The sequence below is a fragment of the Bradyrhizobium sp. CCBAU 53351 genome (genome assembly GCF_015291745.1).
Classification (GTDB): domain Bacteria; phylum Pseudomonadota; class Alphaproteobacteria; order Rhizobiales; family Xanthobacteraceae; genus Bradyrhizobium.
Genome location: NZ_CP030059.1, coordinates 5209163 through 5225446 on the forward strand (window position 1 = coordinate 5209163; position 16284 = coordinate 5225446).

Annotated in this window: 14 protein-coding genes; 5 read left to right on the forward strand and 9 right to left on the reverse strand. The window is 65.3% G+C overall.

All coding sequences use genetic code 11. The annotated features are described in order from the left end of the window. The first annotated feature begins 144 nt into the window (after positions 1–144). The gene (locus XH83_RS24750) at positions 145–1104 is read left to right on the forward strand and encodes a lysylphosphatidylglycerol synthase transmembrane domain-containing protein (protein ID WP_194403319.1); all 960 of its coding nucleotides are present in this window, start codon (positions 145–147) and stop codon (positions 1102–1104) included. After that, entirely contained in the window at positions 1101–2126 is a 1026-nt protein-coding gene (locus XH83_RS24755) for a glycosyltransferase family 4 protein (protein WP_371746133.1), read from the forward strand. The genes XH83_RS24750 and XH83_RS24755 overlap by 4 nt, the downstream gene beginning before the upstream one ends. Here XH83_RS24755 and XH83_RS24760 read toward each other — a convergent pair. Genes XH83_RS24760 through rfaD form a run of 6 tightly spaced genes read right to left on the reverse strand, consistent with a single transcriptional unit; the run spans position 2114 to position 10037 of the window. Then, positions 2114–3061 carry an NAD-dependent epimerase/dehydratase family protein gene (locus tag XH83_RS24760; protein WP_194403320.1) on the reverse strand — a complete coding sequence of 316 codons (948 nt, stop codon included), beginning with the start codon at positions 3059–3061 and terminating at the stop codon, positions 2114–2116. The genes XH83_RS24755 and XH83_RS24760 overlap by 13 nt on opposite strands. Further along, the gene (locus XH83_RS24765; protein ID WP_194403321.1) at positions 3058–4278 is read right to left on the reverse strand and encodes a glycosyltransferase family 4 protein; all 1221 of its coding nucleotides are present in this window, start codon (positions 4276–4278) and stop codon (positions 3058–3060) included. Before XH83_RS24765 ends, XH83_RS24760 begins: the two co-directional genes overlap by 4 nt. A 2-nt stretch (positions 4279–4280) precedes the next feature. Beyond that, entirely contained in the window at positions 4281–6194 is a 1914-nt protein-coding gene (locus XH83_RS24770; RefSeq protein WP_194403322.1) for a nucleoside-diphosphate sugar epimerase/dehydratase, read from the reverse strand. Positions 6195–6253: 59 nt separating this feature from the next. Continuing rightward, a complete protein-coding gene (locus XH83_RS24775; protein WP_194403323.1) occupies positions 6254–7564 on the reverse strand; it encodes an O-antigen ligase in 1311 nt (436 codons plus the stop codon). Then, the gene (gene rfaE1 / locus XH83_RS24780) at positions 7561–9045 is read right to left on the reverse strand and encodes a D-glycero-beta-D-manno-heptose-7-phosphate kinase (RefSeq protein WP_194403324.1); all 1485 of its coding nucleotides are present in this window, start codon (positions 9043–9045) and stop codon (positions 7561–7563) included. The genes XH83_RS24775 and rfaE1 overlap by 4 nt, the downstream gene beginning before the upstream one ends. Before the next feature lie 11 nt (positions 9046–9056). After that, positions 9057–10037, reverse strand: a complete 981-nt coding sequence (gene rfaD / locus XH83_RS24785) for an ADP-glyceromanno-heptose 6-epimerase (RefSeq protein WP_194403325.1) — start codon at positions 10035–10037, stop codon at positions 9057–9059. A gap of 156 nt (positions 10038–10193) precedes the next feature. On the opposite strand from rfaD, the gene waaF reads away from it, so the two are divergent. Further along, positions 10194–11264 (forward strand): lipopolysaccharide heptosyltransferase II, encoded by a 1071-nt coding sequence (waaF, locus tag XH83_RS24790; protein WP_194403326.1) that lies wholly within the window; start codon positions 10194–10196, stop codon positions 11262–11264. Positions 11265–11309: 45 nt separating this feature from the next. On the opposite strand, the gene XH83_RS24795 is transcribed toward waaF, so the two are convergent. The 3 genes from XH83_RS24795 to XH83_RS24805 form a co-directional block, all read right to left on the reverse strand. Next, positions 11310–11693 (reverse strand): XRE family transcriptional regulator, encoded by a 384-nt coding sequence (locus XH83_RS24795; RefSeq protein WP_349629343.1) that lies wholly within the window; start codon positions 11691–11693, stop codon positions 11310–11312. Further along, the gene (locus tag XH83_RS24800; RefSeq protein ID WP_194408391.1) at positions 11693–11989 is read right to left on the reverse strand and encodes a type II toxin-antitoxin system HigB family toxin; all 297 of its coding nucleotides are present in this window, start codon (positions 11987–11989) and stop codon (positions 11693–11695) included. The genes XH83_RS24795 and XH83_RS24800 overlap by 1 nt, the downstream gene beginning before the upstream one ends. A gap of 179 nt (positions 11990–12168) precedes the next feature. Next, a complete protein-coding gene (locus XH83_RS24805) occupies positions 12169–13206 on the reverse strand; it encodes a glycosyltransferase family 4 protein (protein ID WP_194403327.1) in 1038 nt (345 codons plus the stop codon). 126 nt (positions 13207–13332) lie between these two features. Here XH83_RS24805 and galE point away from each other — a divergent pair, with 126 nt between their 5' ends. Both galE and XH83_RS24815 read left to right on the forward strand, forming a co-directional pair. Further along, positions 13333–14346 (forward strand): UDP-glucose 4-epimerase GalE, encoded by a 1014-nt coding sequence (gene galE, locus XH83_RS24810; RefSeq protein ID WP_194403328.1) that lies wholly within the window; start codon positions 13333–13335, stop codon positions 14344–14346. Positions 14347–14464: 118 nt separating this feature from the next. After that, entirely contained in the window at positions 14465–16267 is a 1803-nt protein-coding gene (locus XH83_RS24815; protein ID WP_194403329.1) for an ABC transporter ATP-binding protein, read from the forward strand. The last annotated feature ends 17 nt before the right edge of the window (positions 16268–16284 follow it).

The following is a 16284-nucleotide window of genomic DNA, read 5'->3' on the forward strand; positions in this document are numbered from 1 at the left end:
CTCCTCTCAGCGTCCTTAACGAGGGTCAGCATCCTTAACGATGGCTATTGCAAGATCGGCGCCAAGACCATACCAAAGCGGCCGAATTCGGCGCCTCGCGTCGGGTTGCCTCAAATCTTCGCAAACCCTGTACATGCGGGCGAGATGCGCCGAATCCTGCTTTCTGCGGCCAAAATCCTGATTTCCGCGGCGCTGCTCTATCTGGCGCTGCGCAAGGTCGATCTGTCCGAACTGTTTTCGCGCTTCACCGTGAGCAGTCTGTTCTGGATCGGCGTGGCGATCGCGGTCACGTTCCTTCAGATCTTCGTCGGCGTGCTGCGCTGGCGCGAGATCAGTGCCGTCTGCGGCGCGCCGCTCGAGCTCGGCCGCGCCATGCGCTACAACGTGATCGGCTCGTTCTTCAACCAGACCCTGCCGTCGGCGATCGGCGGCGACGCGGTCCGGCTGTGGCTCGTGGCACGCGCCGGGGCCGGCTGGCGCGCAGCCACCTACTCGATCTTCGTCGACCGCGCGATCGGCCTGATCGCGCTCGCGGTTCTCATCGTCGCGAGCCTGCCCTGGAGCTACACCCTCATCACCGATCCGCACGGACGCTCGGCGCTGCTGCTCGTCGATCTGCTGGCGCTCGCCGGCGGCGTCGGCTTCCTGATCTTCGGCGCGCTGAAATGGCGCTGGCTGAAGACCTGGTGGGCCACGCACCATCTTCACGCCTGCGCGGTGATCGCCAACCGCGTGATCTTCAGCCGTAGCCGCGGACCGATCATCGCGATCCTGTCGATCCTCGTTCACGTCCTCGCCGTCGTCATCGCCTGGTGCGTGGTGCAATCGATCGCGGCCCCGGTTCGCTTCAGCGACGTCTTCATGCTCGTGCCGCCGGTGATGCTGATCACGATGATGCCGATCTCGATCGCCGGCTGGGGCGTGCGCGAGGCCACGATGGGCCTGGCATTCGGCTTCGCAGGCCTCGCCGCCAATGAGGGCGTCAACGTCTCGCTGCTGTACGGCGCCGTGTTCTTCATCGTCGGCGCGTTCGGCGGCCTGGTCTGGATCCTCAGCGCGGAAAAGGCCGCGCAGGGGGCCACTCCGATCGGGGTGCCGGAGTGACGACGCTTGCCTCGGGCCCGGACCTTGCGGCCGGACTGCTGCTGTTCGCGCTTGCGCCCGTCGTGCTGGCTGCACTGATCTCCGCCTGCATCACCTGGCAGAGCATGCCGCTGCTGCAACGTTACGCGCTGGCGCGCCCGAACGCACGCTCGTCCCACAAGATTCCGACGCCGCAAGGCGCGGGCATCGCGGTGATCGCGGCGACGCTGTTGGTCGCCGCGGCTTTTGCTTACGGCGCAATTCCCCTGGCTCTGATCAGCTCCGCGGTCCTGATCGCAATGGTCGGGCTCGTCGACGACATCAGGCCCCTCCCCGTCCTGGTCCGCCTCGTGCTGCAGGCGGCAGCGGTGGCCGCAATCGTCTTCACGGCGCCGGAGACGGCCCGCATCGTGCCGGCGCTGCCGTTCGCGCTGGAGCGCGGCCTCATCCTGCTCGCCGGAATCTGGTTCGTGAACCTCGTCAACTTCATGGACGGTCTCGACCTGATGACGGTGGCGGAGGTGGTGCCGGTCACCGCCGCGCTCGGACTGCTCGGATGGTTTGGCGACCTCTCGCCGGCGGCCGGACTGCTCGCCACGGCCCTGTGCGGGGCCATGCTCGGCTTTGCGCCGTTCAACCGCCCGGCCGCAAAAGTCTTCCTCGGCGACGTCGGCAGCCTGCCGATCGGACTTCTGCTCGGCTGGTGCCTGCTGGAGCTCGCTTGGCACGGGCAACCCGCCGCGGCGCTGCTGCTGCCGGCCTATTACCTCGCCGATTCCACCATCACGCTGTTTCGGCGCATCGTCAGGCGCGAGCCGTTCTGGGCGGCGCACCGCAGCCACTTCTATCAACGTGCAACCGACAACGGCTTCACGGTCCCGCGGGTGATCGGCGAGGTGTTCGCGCTCAATCTCGTGCTGGCGTTGCTTGCCATCGTCACCGTTCGCGCCGGCTCGACGACGATCACAATTGTGTCCTTGCTCGCGGGCGCGGCCGCCGTCGCTGTCGTGCTGCGGCGCTTTTCCCGCGCTCAGTCGTCCTGAGCCGACAGCGCCAGCCGCAACCCCTCGTCGAGGGAGACCTGCGGCTGCCAACCGGTCGCGATCGCCTTGGAGATGTTGAGCTCGAGCGAGCCGATCAGGCTATCATGCGCGTCTTGCCGGCCCGTTACGTTGAGCAGCGCGGTGAGCAGGCTCGTCGGCACGCCGAACAGCCGCAGCCTCTTGCCGGACGCATCGGCCAGACGCGTGATGAATTCGGGCGTCGAGACCTGCTCCCTGTCGGCCACGAGGAAGATATCGAAATTGCCGGCGGGATCGGGATAAGTGAGCCGGCGCAGGATGAACGACGACAGGTTCTGCACGGCAAGGAAGGCGCGGTGATTGCGGATCGCGCCAAAGGGCAGCGGCAATCCGAGATCGACCGCGCGCGTCAGCAGCGCGAAATTGCCCTTGGCGCCCGCGCCATAGACCAGCGGTGGCCGGATCACCGAGATCTTCATGTCGCTGTCGCGCGCCAATGTCCTCAAGCCCTCCTCGGCCGCGGCCTTGGACATGCCGTAGAGACCGCGCGGCGTCAGGATGTCGCTCTCGCTGAACGGCGCGCGGCCCTCGTTGCTACGGCCGTGCACCAGAACGGTGCTGACGAAAATGAACTGGCGCACGCCCGCCGTCGCCGCAGAACGCGCCAGATGCAACGTGCCGGCGATGTTGACGTTGCGGTAGAGCTGGACCGCGTGCTCCTCGTGCTTGTGATGCACGCGCGCGGCAAGATGCACGACGGCATCGACACCGTCGAGCGCGCCCGTCCAATCGGTCTCCGGGCCGATCGTTTCGATCACGACCTCGTCGCCGGTCCCCTCGGGGCTGCGCACCGCGCGGCGAACCGACCATCCCGCGCGCGTGAGCGCGGGCACGACATGACGGCCGACGAAACCGTTCGCCCCCGTCACAAGCACCACTGCTTTCCGCTCGCTCATCCTTGCTCCGCCAGAACAGGGTTGCGCAACAATTCGCCGATCAGGCCGGCATAGGCGTTCATCGCGACGGTCCGGTCGAACTGTGCGGCCGCCTTCACCGCGCGTCCCGCCATGGCGTCGGCGTCGGAACGGGACGCCATACGGATCGCGTCCGCCAAAAGATCGGCGCGGCCGGGCTTCACCACCCAGCCGAGTCCGTTCTCCACCACCGTCAGCGCAGCCTCGGCCTCCGGCTCGGAGACCAGCGCCACGGGACGGCCAACCGCCAGCAGATTGTAGAACCGGCTCGGCACCGACACCCCCGCAACGTCCTTCCGGTACGGAATGATCCAGAGATTGGCCGCCGCCAGGAACGCCTCGAGCTCGGCATCCTCGACCCGCGCCACGAAGGTGACATTGGCGAGCTTCGCCTCGGCCTGCAACTGCTTCAACCGGTCGAAGCCGATGCCCCAGCCCGAGAGCAGAAAATGGATCTCCGGCTGATCCTTCAAGAGGCGCGCCGCCTCGAACACGATCTCGGGATCATGAGTGAAGCCGAGATTGCCCGACAGGCCGACAACGAAGCCCGCCGACAGCGTCTTGCGGAACGGATTTTCCGGCGTGATCGGACGGGCACCGGGCACCAGCGTCGCCCAGTTCGGGATGAAGCGGATCTTGTTCCGCGTCATTCCGGAATAGCTGAGGAGCGGCCGCTCCGCATCGCGACCGATGGTGATGACCGCATTGAGCGCGCAGAACATCAGGCCGTTGGCGGCCCGCATCATCCGCGTCACGAACGAGCCGGGCTTCAGCAGGCCCGCCATCACCAGCACGTCGGGAAAGAGGTCATGCATGATCAGCGCCGAGCGCGCGCCCTTGAGCCTGGCTGCCGCCGCCACCGCGTAGGGCAGCATGAACGGCGCGGTGACCGTGAGCACGACGTCCCCTCGCCTCAGCTGCCGCGTCAATGCGAAGAACGTGCGCGCCGCGAACATGAGCTCGGACGTCGCGCGCCGCACCAGTGCCGCCTTGCCGGCCAAGCGGTTCTTGATGGCGACGACGCGCGGCATGCCGGGACCGGTCTGCGAGGCCGGCAACGCGCCCGGCCAGCCCGAGAGCACGAGGACCTCGTGCTCGGCGGCGAGACGGCAGGCGATCTCGGCCATGATCGCCGCCGTCGTGCTGGTATCCGGCGGATAATGCTGGCTCGCGACGACGATCTTGCCGGAAGGCTGCATGGTCAGGCCGCGGTCGACCCGAATTCCGGCACCGCATCCTTCAGGATGGTCCTGATGGTGGCACGGTCCTCGCGCGCGACGGCCTGCTCCAGCGCAGTGATCCATTTGCGCAGCGTCTGCATCGGCGGCTCATTCGGCTGGGCGGCCATGATGCCGGCAACGCCGATCTCGCGGGTCGGCTCCTCGGAGGCGAACAGGATCTCGTGAAGCCGTTCACCCGGCCGCATTCCCGTGAACACGATCTCGATGTCATAGCCGGGCTGCAGGCCCGAGAGACGGATCATGCGCTCGGCGAGATCGACGATCTTCACCGGCTGACCCATGTTGAGCACATAGACCGCAACGTCGGGACGCTGCGTGCCGAGCGCGTGCGTAGCCGCGGTGATGACGAGATCGCAGGCCTCGCGGATCGTCATGAAGTAGCGGACCATGTCGGGATGCGTCACCGTCACGGGGCCGCCGGCCTCGATCTGAGCCTTGAACTTCGGCACCACCGAGCCGTTCGACGCCAGCACGTTGCCGAACCGGACCGAGATCAATCGCATCGGTGGCCTGGCACCGCCGCTGGCCGCTGCGATGTCGTGATCAAGCGCCTGGCAGTACATCTCGGCGAAACGCTTGGTCAGGCCGAGCATCGACACCGGCTCGATCGCCTTGTCGGTCGAGATCATCACCATGGCTTCGGCGCCGGCACTGTGCGCGGCATCGGCGACATTGATCGAGCCGAAGATGTTGGTCTTGACGCCCTCGCTCCAGTCGCGCTCGAGGATCGGCACATGCTTGAGCGCGGCGGCATGGAACACGATATCGGGCTTGAACTCCGCCATCAGGCGCATGATGCGATCGCGATCGCGAATGTCGGCGATCCGCCCCTCGATCTCGGCAACCGCCCCCCGGGCGGCGAGCGCTTCCGTGATCGCATAGAGCGCCGGCTCCGAGTTTTCGACGATCAGGAGCCGTGCGGCGCCGAAGGCGACGACGCGCTCGCAGATCTCCGAACCGATCGAGCCGCCGCCGCCGGTGACGATCACCGCCTTGCCGTTGATCAGGGCCTCCAGGCGGGCATAGTCGATCGTCTCGCTCGGCCGCAGCAGGAGATCCTCGACCGCGACAGCCGTGAGCCGCGGCGTGTCGCCGCTCTCGAGCGAAGGCATCCGGTTGACGATCACACCCAGCTTGCGCGCCCGCATCAAGATCGATTCCGGATGCGCCTCCGGCTCGAACGCCGACGGCGTCATTACGAGGCGCGCGATCGGCTTGTTGCGCTTGGCGAAGTCCGCAATGACGTCCTCGATATCGTCAATGCCGCCCAGCACCGGCAGATTGCGGATGAACTGGCCGCGGTCCGACAGCGACGGCGACAAGACGCCGACCGGCCAGATGCGCTTGATCGCCCCGCTCTCGATGCCGCGCAGCAGCACCTCCGCATCCGCGGCGCGGCCGATCAGCAGCGTCGGCGCGGCCTCATCGGTCCGCGCATGACGCCGCACCCGCGTATAGCGGAAATAGCGATAGGCCATGCGCAGCGCGCTGAGGAAGGAGATCTCCAGGAACCAGTAGAGGACGATCGTCACCTTGCCGAGGAAGAAGGCGCCGCGAACGTTGGGGGCAACGAAGATGTAGTCGAGGACGAGCAGGGCAACCGTCAGCACGGTCGCAGCGCGAATGATGTTCAGCGCGTCCGGCAGCGAGATGAAGCGCCATTTCGTCGTGGTCAGGTTCAAGACGAAGAACACGACCACGCTGAAGGCCAGAAAATAGGGCAGGATCTGGAACAGCAGCGGCAAACGGTCGAAGAAGCCATCGCCCCCTTCGAATCGCACGTAAAAGGCGGCGAAGAGCGCTGCCGTGGTCGCCAGCAAATCGTGGAGCGCGATCAGGAAATTGCGCAAAGTGAGATGCGAAAGACGCGTCATCCGCCGACCGATGAAAACCCAGTTAGATGCAACCTGCTCGCGCTGATAGCCTATCTGGATCAGACTTGCCAGCCGCGCGGCCGGTCAGGAACCGCTTCCCCCATCTTCGCCTCGCCCCGTTCCGCCCGGATCACCATGCCGCCGGCAACGCCGACGCCGATGACGTACATCCAGCCCTCGTGGAAGTCGAACAGATGGGAGTTAAACAGCGAGGTGAAGACGTTCTGCACCACGACCAGGAGCCCGATCCAGTTGGCAAGTCCGTCGCCGCGAAACAACAGCAGGTGCAGGATCCAGATCGCATAGAGAACGGCGACGCCGATCACGCCCCATTGCACGGCAACGTTGAGCGTCTGGTTATGCGGATTGCCGATCACCTCGGCCGAGGCTTTGTTCTGGCCGGCCGGCGCCGCGGCCCTTTCGAACAGGCCGCGCGTCGAGCCCGTGCCGTGCCCTGCGATCGGCGCCTCCGCAAAGAAGCCGAGCGATTTCCGCCAGAATTCGAGCCGCAGGCCCGCCGAGGTGGCCTCGCCCTTCTCGACATAGCGCGTATAGTCGCTGGCAAAGGTGTCAGCGGTCCTGCGCAATTGCGGCGAGGTCTGCCAGGCGATGGCGGCGCCGGCGAGCAGGACCGCGGAGATGACGACGATGCTGCGCCATTTGAGGTGGAGCAGCGCGAACACGCCGAACATGATCGGAACGGTGACGAGCGCGGTGCGCGACACGACCACGAAGACCATGTTGACGAAGAAGCTCAGCGCCAACGCGGTCAATAGTCCCGCGAGCAGGTAGCGCCTTTCACGCAACAGCATCACGACCGGATAGGCCAGCGCGACGGCGCAAAGCGCAAATTCCTGGCTCTGGTCGATGTAGTTCTTGACGAAGATGCCGCGTTCGGGGGGATCGGTCTTGAGCGCGAGGTCCGGGTAGAAGGCGACCAGCCAGGACATCACCGACAACAAGGCGCAGGACACCAGGAAGGCGATGAAGATCCAGTGGGCGCGCGGCGACCGCTCGAAATGATAGAGCAGGACCGGCAGCACGAGCAGCTTGATGGTCGGATTGACGGCATAGAAGCGCGCGCCCCAGGTCGCGTCCGACCAGAGTGTCCCTACCAGCGCGAGCAACACCAGCGCGATCGGGGCCGCGCAGATCGGACGCTTCAAGGATTGCAGGAACGCGCGGACGTCGAGGAACGGCACCATGCAGACCAGCATCAGCGCGTTGAAGATCCCCGCAAGCGAGGTCGACCAGGGCAGCGAGGCTGCGGTCAGGACCGCGAATATATCGACGGTCTCGCGCCAGGCGGCCGGACTGCGCAGACGGCGAAGCAGCATTTCGCCGGTCGTCTCGCGTGCAAGCACCGTCACTTGCCCCCTCCCCGGGCGCGGTGGACCAGCGCCGTCGTGCTGAAGCCCTGGAGGATGTCGACCAGCACCACCACCCCGCCCGCTTCCTCGACGACCTCGTGGCCGACCACCTGCTCGCGGGTGTAGTCGCCGCCCTTCACCAGCACGCCGGGCTTGATGCGCCTGATCAGGTCGATCGGGGTGTCCTCTTCGAAGATGACGATGAGATCGACGGCCTCCAACGCGGCGAGCACCTCGGCACGCGCGCGCTCGTCCTGGACCGGCCGCTCGGCGCCCTTGAGCCGCCGCACCGAGGCATCGCTGTTGAGGCCCACGATCAGGCGGTCGCAGGCGGCGCGCGCCGCGGTCAGCACCTTGACGTGGCCGGGATGCAGGATGTCGAAACAGCCATTGGTGAAGCCGACGCGCTGGCCCTGCCTCTTCCATTCGGCGAGCTGGGCGTCAAGCGTATCAAGCTCGAGCACGATCTTTTCCTCGGCCGCGAGGCTGGCATGCGGCAGGATCTTTCGGCGCAGCTCGGCCGCACTCACGCTGGCAGTGCCCTGCTTGCCGACGGCGACCGCGGCCGCGGCGTTGGCGATGCGCAACGCCGTGTCCCAGTCCGCGCCGGCCGCAAGCGACACCGCGAGCGCGGCGGCGACGGTGTCGCCGGCACCGGAGACGTCGCGCACCTTCACCGGGAATGCCGGGACGTGAACGGCCTCGCCGCTCCGCGGCACCAGCGTCATGCCGTGCTCGCCCTGGGTGACCAGGATCGCCTCGCAATCTGCGAGCCGCATCACGTCCTCGCTGGCATCGACGATGCTCTGCGGGGTATCGGCGCGGCTGCGGGTCGCCTCCGAAAATTCCTTGCGGTTGGGCGTGAGCAGCGTGGCTCCGCGATAGATCGCCCAGTTCAGGCTCTTGGGATCGACGATCACGGGCTTGCCAAGCTTTCGCGCGGCGTCGATGGTGTGGCGAATGACGCGCGCCGTCAGCACGCCCTTGGCGTAGTCCGACAGCAGCACGAGGTCGGCGCGCGCGATTCCCGGCAGGATCGCCTCGATCAGCTTCGTCTCGATCTCATCGGATACAGGCGCCGCCTGTTCCCAATCCGCACGCAGCATGTGCGTGGAAAAATGCTCGGAGACGAAGCGGACTTTTCGCGTGGTCGGGCGCGAGGGATCACACACCAGCACGCTTTCGATTGCAGCGAGCTCGTCCAGCGCCGTCTTGAGCCGTGCGCCGGCATCGTCCTGGCCGACGAGGCCGACGAAAATGCAGTGTGCGCCGAGAGAAGCGACGTTGCGCGCGACGTTGCCGGCGCCGCCGATATGGATCTCGCTGCGCTGGGCCGTGATGACGGGCGTCGGCGCTTCCGGCGAAATCCGCGAGACCTCGCCATAGACGAACTCGTCCAGCATGATATCGCCGATGCACAGCACCGTGCGGCCTGAGATGGCTTGCGCGAGGGCGTCGAAATCGAGAATGGGCGTCGGCATGGCGTTGGGCCTCAGCGGAAGCGGTCCGGCCGGTCGAGGTAATCCCCGACATAGGCCTTCACCGCGTCCTCGAGCGTCGTGAAGCCGCCGTTATAGCCGGCGCGGTGGAGCCGATCGACCTCGCTCTGGGTAAAATACTGATAGGCCCCGCGGATCTGCTCGGGCATGTCGATATATTCGATGTTGGGCTTGGTGCCGAGCGCCGCATAGGCAGCCAGCATCAGGTCCCTGAAGCTGCGCGCCTTGCCGGTTCCGACGTTGAAGAGTCCGGACACCGACGGCGTCGCGAGCAGCCATATCACGACGCGCACGACGTCATCGACATAGATGAAATCGCGGCGCTGATCGCCGTCGGCGATGCCCTCGCGATGCGATTTGAACAATTGCACGACGCGGCCGGCCTTGACGTCGTCGAAGCGGCGCGCCAGCACGCTCATCATCGAGCCCTTGTGGTATTCGTTGGGGCCGAACACGTTGAAGAATTTCAGGCCGACACATTGCGGCGGCAGCGGATCGCTGTTCGCACCGCGTGCGGCGACCGCAAGATCGAACATGTGCTTGCTCCAGCCGTAGAGATTCATCGGCCGAAGCTTCTTCAATGCGGGGATCGAGGCGTCGTCGTCAAAACCCGTCTCGCCGTCGCCATAGGTCGCCGCCGAAGAGGCGTAGATGAACGGCACCGCGTTCGCTGCGCACCAGTCGAGGAGGCGCATCGACAAGCGGAAATTGGTCTCGAACACGAGGTCGCCATCGGTCGCGGTGGTCGCGGAAATCGCCCCGAGATGGATCACGGCATCGAGCTTGCGACCCTTCAGCCAGTCCATCAGCTCGGCCGGCGGGACGATGTCCACAAGCTGGCGCTTGGCGAGGTTCCGCCACTTGCCATCGCCGCCAAGCAGATCGCAAACCACGACGTCGCTGCGGCCCGAATCATTGAGCGCAGCCACGACATTCGACCCGATAAAACCGGCCCCGCCGGTCACCAGCAACATTCCGAAATCCCTGCCCGATTATTTGCGGCCCGGTCCTGCCGTAGCGCATGAGCCGCCAAAGTGTAAGCGCTTTTGGGATTGAGCGGTTTGCCCGCTTTACCTGCCGGCCGGGAGCGGCTACCGAACCGCCGAAATCATTGCGGCCTCATTCAACGAATGAATCAAAATTCACAATTTAGTGGAGATGCGGACCGGAGCGACACCCGCCCGATTCTGATCATTCCCTATATGTGGATCGGCGATTTCGTCCGGAATCACACAGTCGTACGGGTCCTGAAGCAGCGCTGGCCGAACCGGCCGGTCGATCTCCTCACCACGTCGCTGTGCGCCCCCTTGGTCGACTACATGCCCGGCGTGCGCGAGGGGATCGTCTGGGACCTGCCGCGCGGCCGCCTCGCCGTGGGCCGGCAGCTGGCTTTGGCCAAGCTCCTGCGCGAGCGGAACTACGGTACCGCCCTGGTGCTGCCGCGCACCTGGAAGGCCGCCATCGCGCCTGCCCTGGCCGGTATTCCTGAACGGGTCGGCTTCGTCGGCGAGTTCCGGTTTGGCCTGCTCAACCGCTGGCGCTGGGGCGAAAAGAAACTGCCCCGTTTCATCGACAAGAACGCCGCCCTGGCCCAGCCCGACGGGGCCCCCCTGCCCCCGGAATGGCCGGTACCTCAATTGCGGGTCTCCCCCGAGGAGATCGTCCGCTGGCGGCAGGCCAACGGTCTCAGCACGGGTGCCGCGGTGGCGCTCGCCCCGGGCTCGGTAGGGGCCTCAAAACGCTGGACCTACTATCCGGAAGCCGCCCGGCTCCTGGTCGAGCGCGGGCTGGAGGTCTGGGTGGTCGGCGGCCCCGGGGAAAAAGCCCTCGCCCAGGAGATCGTCGCGGCCGGCGGCGCGGGCGTGCGGAATCTCACCGGCAACGACTTACGCAACGGGGTGCTGGCCATGGCGGCCGCCGGCGTCGCCATCTCCAACGATTCCGGCCTGATGCACATCGCGGCCGCGCTCGGCACGCCCACCATGGGCATCTTCGGCCCGACCAGCCCCTATCTCTGGGCCCCCCTCAACGGCCTCGCCGCGACCGTGGTGCAGGACAAGGAAGCGCTGTCCTGCCAGCCTTGCCAGAGCACGATCTGCAAGATGAACGACCACAGATGCATGCGGAATATCGCAGCGAGCGAAGTGGTGGCGATTGCGCAGCGGGTGCTGGGCGAGGCTGGGGCGAAGGCGGAGAACTGAGCGCCGCTGGCGCACGCGATCCGCATCGCCGCTGCGCCAGCACGATCAAGCATGTGCACGCGACAGCTCATATTGAGCCGTCAAAGCGCCAATGGGAATGCTCCATTCCTTGCTGATGGTCCGGATCATATCCAGCGTCAGTGGACGGATGCGATTCAAGACTTCGGACGCCCGATTGCGTCCGATCAGAGCCGCCAATTCCGTCTGCGAGCGCCCCATGGATTCAATTGCGAAATGGAGAACGTCGATGGGATCGCCCTGGGCGGTCGCGAAGTGATTATCCTCGTACGCCTTGATGAGTGAGGACAAAACTTCGAAGCGATCACCGTCAGGCGTGCCGGGAGCGGGCTCGGCCTCGAAATAGCGGGATACTTCACCGATAGCCCAATCGTAATCCTGTTCGTTGCGAAGCGGCCTTACGTCCATCATCACACGGTCTCCGCGTCTATTCCGTCGTACTCTGCATGCGTGCCGACAAACTTGATGAGAGCTGTTTTGAACTTGTAGGAGAAGTGAACCACAAGGCGATATTTGTTGCCGCCAATGTCGAAGACGGCTCTGTTGTCGCCAACAAAGTCGATGTTGTTTCCAAACGCTCTCTTCAGGTCTGCGGGGCCGCTCCAGTCACCCTTCGAAACGATTTCGTACCAGGTGCCCAAGGGAGTTTCCGCTTGGGGGTATCGCTCCCAAAAGACCTTGAGCGCCCTTCGAGCTATTACGTTCATAGCCATAGCATGTTCCCAATTCGGGATCAACGCAAAATTCCCAAAACGGGAACAAAACTCTGGCACCAACGACATAAATCCGCAGGTCAGTGCTGTTGCCAACCCATTGATTTCCTTATGGCCGCCTACTGTGCATGGGGTTGTTTTCACAGTTTTAGTTTGCGGATGAGGGCGGCAGGTCAGAGTAACGGCCGATAGACCTCCCCGATCCGAGCCGCTTCCGCATCGAGACTGAACTTTGCAAGCACCCGCGCCCGCCCCCGCTCGCCCATCACTGTGGCCGCAGCAACGTCGCGCATCAGCGGCTCCAATGCCGCCGCCAATGCATCGGCATCGCCTGTCGGGATCAGCACGCCGCTTATCCCATCCTCGACCACGAGTTCGGCCGCGCCGGCGCGCGCGGCGACGAGCGCGCTGCCGACCGCCATCGCCTCGATCAGTGTCAGGCCAAAACCTTCGTTGCGCGAGGTGAAGGCGTAGATCGTCAGCCGCTGATACCAGCGCTGCACATCTTCGATCGGCAGCTCGCCGGTGATAATGATGCGCGATTGCAGACCGGCGGCCTCGATCCGCTTTTTCAGATCGTTGGCAAAGGACGTCTGCTCGGCGGTGACCTGACCGACGATGACCGCGGTGAAATCCGGATGGCGCGGCAGCAGGCGGCACATCGCATCGACGAACAGATCGGTGCCCTTCTGCGCACGCACGCGGCCGAAGCAGCCGACGGCGTAGCGGCCCGGCAACGCGGCTTCCGCGAAGGCCGCCGCGCGATCTGCCGGCGGCGCGTAAACGTCGGTGTCGACGCCGTGCGGGATCACCGTCGCCTTCACCTTCAGGAACGAAGCCGAGAGATCTGATGTCGCGATGATCGCGTCCATGCGCCGGATCAGCCAGCGCGTGATCCAGCTATGGTGCCGCTGCGCCGCCGAGGTGAACACGAGCATCAGCGGCCAGCCGAGCGCGCGCAGCACGACGCCCGCGATCATCTCGTTGTTGCGCCGTGCGTGCCAGATCAATGGCTGCTTGCGGCGCCATAGCTTGAGAAAATCGGCAACGCCGAGGCGCGCAATTCCCGCCGGCGCGTCGGAGCCGAACCAGGCGGCGCGATACAATTTCGCCAGCCGCGGCGCCACCATCCGGTTGGTCGCGGTGACCCCGGAATAGCGCCTGTGCAGATTTGGCACGATCACTTCGAGATCGCCGGGGGAATTGGCCACGTCACGCTCCGTTTGACAGGCCCCCTATACGCAACATTAAGCATAGTGACCAGTTCGGCCGCCCCGATACCCCCTCTTCACCACGCAGACGTTAGCTTGCAGCGTTGATCGAAGACGGGTGAGATCATGACTGTGCTAGTCACCGGCGGCGCCGGCTACATCGGAAGTCACACGGTCCTCGCGCTGGCGGAAGCCGGCGAAGACGTCGTCGTGATCGACGATCTCTCGACCGGATTTTCCGCGTACCTGCCTGAGGGCGTACCGCTGTTCATTGGCGATGCCGGCGACGAGAACCTGCTCGAAGGCGTGATCGCCCAGCACAACATCGAAAGCATCATCCATTTCGCAGGCTCCGTCGTCGTGCCGGATTCGATGCGCGACCCGCTCGGCTATTACCGCAACAACTTCATGACCGCGCGCAACCTGCTCAACGTCGCGGTCAAGCGCGGCATCAATCGCTTCATCTTCTCCTCGACCGCCGCCGTCTATGGCAATCCGGACCAGGTCCCGGTGCCCGAGCACGCGCCGACGCGGCCGCTGTCGCCTTACGGCTCGTCGAAGCTGATGACCGAGATCATGCTGCACGACGTCGCCGCCGCCTACGGCATGCAGTACGTGACCTTGCGCTATTTCAACGTCGCCGGCGCCGATCCGCACGCCCGCATCGGGCTGGCCACCGTCGGCGCGACGCATCTGCTCAAGATCGCGGTGGAAGCCGCCACCGGCCAGCGCGCCAAGATCGACGTTTTCGGCACCGACTATCCGACCCAGGACGGCAGCTGCATCCGCGACTTCATCCACGTCACGGACCTCTCGCAGGCGCATCGCTCGGCCCTTGCGTATTTGCGCAATGGCGGCGCCTCGACGACGCTGAATTGCGGCTATGGCCGCGGCTATTCGGTGCTGGAGACCATCGACGCCGTGCGCCGGGTGTCGGGCCGCAGCTTCGCCGTGCAATACGCGCCGCGCCGCCCCGGCGACATCATGACCATGGTCGCCGACACCAGCCGCATCCGTGGCCTGCTGGACTGGAAGCCGCAATACGAGGACCTCGAGACCATTGCCGCCCATGCTCTGGCGTGGGAGGACAAGCTGTTCCACGAGCGCCATGGCGAGCTTCGCCACGCCGCCTCGGCCTAGAATCATCCCCAGCGCAAGCCCTTAATTGGGCTTGAAAAACCCCGCTTGAGCGGGCACAGAGGCCCATCGATCCCTGACGCGCGGGCAGGCTTTGTCCTGCGCCGTCAATGGACACCGGATGGCCCAGTTTCCAAAGAAAATCACCGACGATCCCTATGCGGCGATGGCCCTCGTGCGCCGCCTGGTCACGGAACAGGGGATCGTCTACTGGCGGCGCTACCTCGTTGCCTTCGCGCTGATGGCGGCGGCCGCAGGCGCGACTGCGGGCGCGACCTACGTGCTCGGCCAGGTCATCAACCAGGCCTATGTCGACAAGAACATCCCGGGCATCGCGATGTTCTCCGGGATCACGGTGCTGCTGCTCTTCATCAAGGGCGTGGCGACCTACGGCCACATGGTGATCCTGACCAAGATCTCGAACGCCATCCTCGCCACCAACCAGCGCCAGCTGTTCGCAAAACTGATGCGCGAGAGCGTCGGCTTCTTCTCCGAGCGCCATTCCTCCGAATTCCTGGCGCGGCTGACCGCCGGCGCCAAGTCGATCACCGACGTGCTCAACATGCTGGTCAACGCCATCGGGCGCGACCTGTTGATGCTGCTCGCCATGATCGGCGTGATGGTGTGGCAGGACCCCGTGATGTCGTTCATCGGTCTCGTCGTGGTGCCGCCGGCGATGCTGGTGCTGCGCAAGCTGGTCAAGCGCATCAAGGGCCTCGCCTTCAACCAATTCACCGGCACCGCCGACATCATGGAGACGATGCAGGAGTCGCTGCAGGGCATCCGCACCGTGAAGGCGTTCACGCTGGAAGAGACCATGCAGAAGCGCATCGACGAGAACATCGCGATCGTCGAGCGCAATGCCAACAAGATGGCGCGCGTCGCCAACCGTTCCAATCCGCTGATGGAGATGCTCGGCGGCTTCGCGGTCGCCGGCTGCCTGATGTACGGCGGCTACAGCGTGGTCGCGCTCAACGCCACGCCCGGCGCGTTCTTCTCCTTCATGACCGCTTTCCTGATGGCGACCGAGCCGGCCAAGCGGCTGGCGCGGCTCAACATCGATTTGAACAGCCAGCTCGTCGGCGCGCGCATGCTGCTCGAGATCGTCGATAGCCCGGCGAGCGAGCATTCCGACGACGACAAGCCGCCGCTGAAGCTCTCCGAGGCGCGGATCGAGCTGCGCGACGTCAGCTTCGCCTACCGCAGCGGCGAGACCGTGCTCAACCGCATGAGCTTCGTGGCCGAGCCCGGCAAGGTCACGGCTCTGGTCGGGCCGTCCGGCGGCGGCAAGTCGACCGTGCTGGCATTGCTCTTGCGTTTCCACGAGGTGACGCAGGGCGACATCGTGATCGACGGCCAGTCGATCGGCGCGGTCTCGCGCAAGTCGCTGCGGTCGCAGACCGCTTATGTCGGCCAGGACGTCTATCTGTTCCGCGACACCATCCGCAACAACATCGCCTTCGGCAAGCCGGACGCGAGCGAGGACGAGATCATCGAGGCGGCGAAGGCGGCCTGCGCGCATGATTTCATCACGGGCTTCCCGCTCGGCTACGACACGCCGGTCGGCGAGCACGGCACGCAACTGTCGGGCGGGCAGCGCCAGCGCATTGCGGTTGCGCGTGCACTGATCAAGAACGCGCCGATCATCCTCCTGGACGAAGCCACCGCCGCGCTCGATTCGGAGTCCGAGCGGCAGGTGCAGGAGGCGATCGAGCATCTCTGCCAGAACCGCACCACCATCGTGATCGCGCACCGCCTGCACACCATCATGCACGCAGACAGGATCCTGGTAGTCGAGGGCGGCGAGATCGTCGAACAGGGCCGGCACGACGATCTGCTCCGCCGCGGCGGCCGCTATGCCTCGTTCTTCCGCCTGCAACACCACGATTCCGGCGCCCTGGCGCCGATCAGCGCAACCGCATAGAGTTCGTTCCACCTCAA

What these genes read in the sequence shown, in the direction of transcription:
- rfaE1 (WP_194403324.1), bottom strand. Translation starts at nt 9,045, where the DNA reads ATGCCGACGCCCATTCTCGATTTCGACGCCCTCGCGCAAGCCATCTCA.
- XH83_RS24795 (WP_349629343.1), bottom strand. Translation starts at nt 11,693, where the DNA reads ATGATGGACGTAAGGCCGCTTCGCAACGAACAGGATTACGATTGGGCT.
- XH83_RS24815 (WP_194403329.1), top strand. Translation starts at nt 14,465, where the DNA reads ATGGCCCAGTTTCCAAAGAAAATCACCGACGATCCCTATGCGGCGATG.
- XH83_RS24760 (WP_194403320.1), bottom strand. Translation starts at nt 3,061, where the DNA reads ATGAGCGAGCGGAAAGCAGTGGTGCTTGTGACGGGGGCGAACGGTTTC.
- galE (WP_194403328.1), top strand. Translation starts at nt 13,333, where the DNA reads ATGACTGTGCTAGTCACCGGCGGCGCCGGCTACATCGGAAGTCACACG.
- waaF (WP_194403326.1), top strand. Translation starts at nt 10,194, where the DNA reads ATGAATCAAAATTCACAATTTAGTGGAGATGCGGACCGGAGCGACACC.
- XH83_RS24765 (WP_194403321.1), bottom strand. Translation starts at nt 4,278, where the DNA reads ATGCAGCCTTCCGGCAAGATCGTCGTCGCGAGCCAGCATTATCCGCCG.
- XH83_RS24750 (WP_194403319.1), top strand. Translation starts at nt 145, where the DNA reads ATGCGCCGAATCCTGCTTTCTGCGGCCAAAATCCTGATTTCCGCGGCG.
- rfaD (WP_194403325.1), bottom strand. Translation starts at nt 10,037, where the DNA reads ATGTTGCTGGTGACCGGCGGGGCCGGTTTTATCGGGTCGAATGTCGTG.
- XH83_RS24770 (WP_194403322.1), bottom strand. Translation starts at nt 6,194, where the DNA reads ATGACGCGTCTTTCGCATCTCACTTTGCGCAATTTCCTGATCGCGCTC.
- XH83_RS24800 (WP_194408391.1), bottom strand. Translation starts at nt 11,989, where the DNA reads ATGAACGTAATAGCTCGAAGGGCGCTCAAGGTCTTTTGGGAGCGATAC.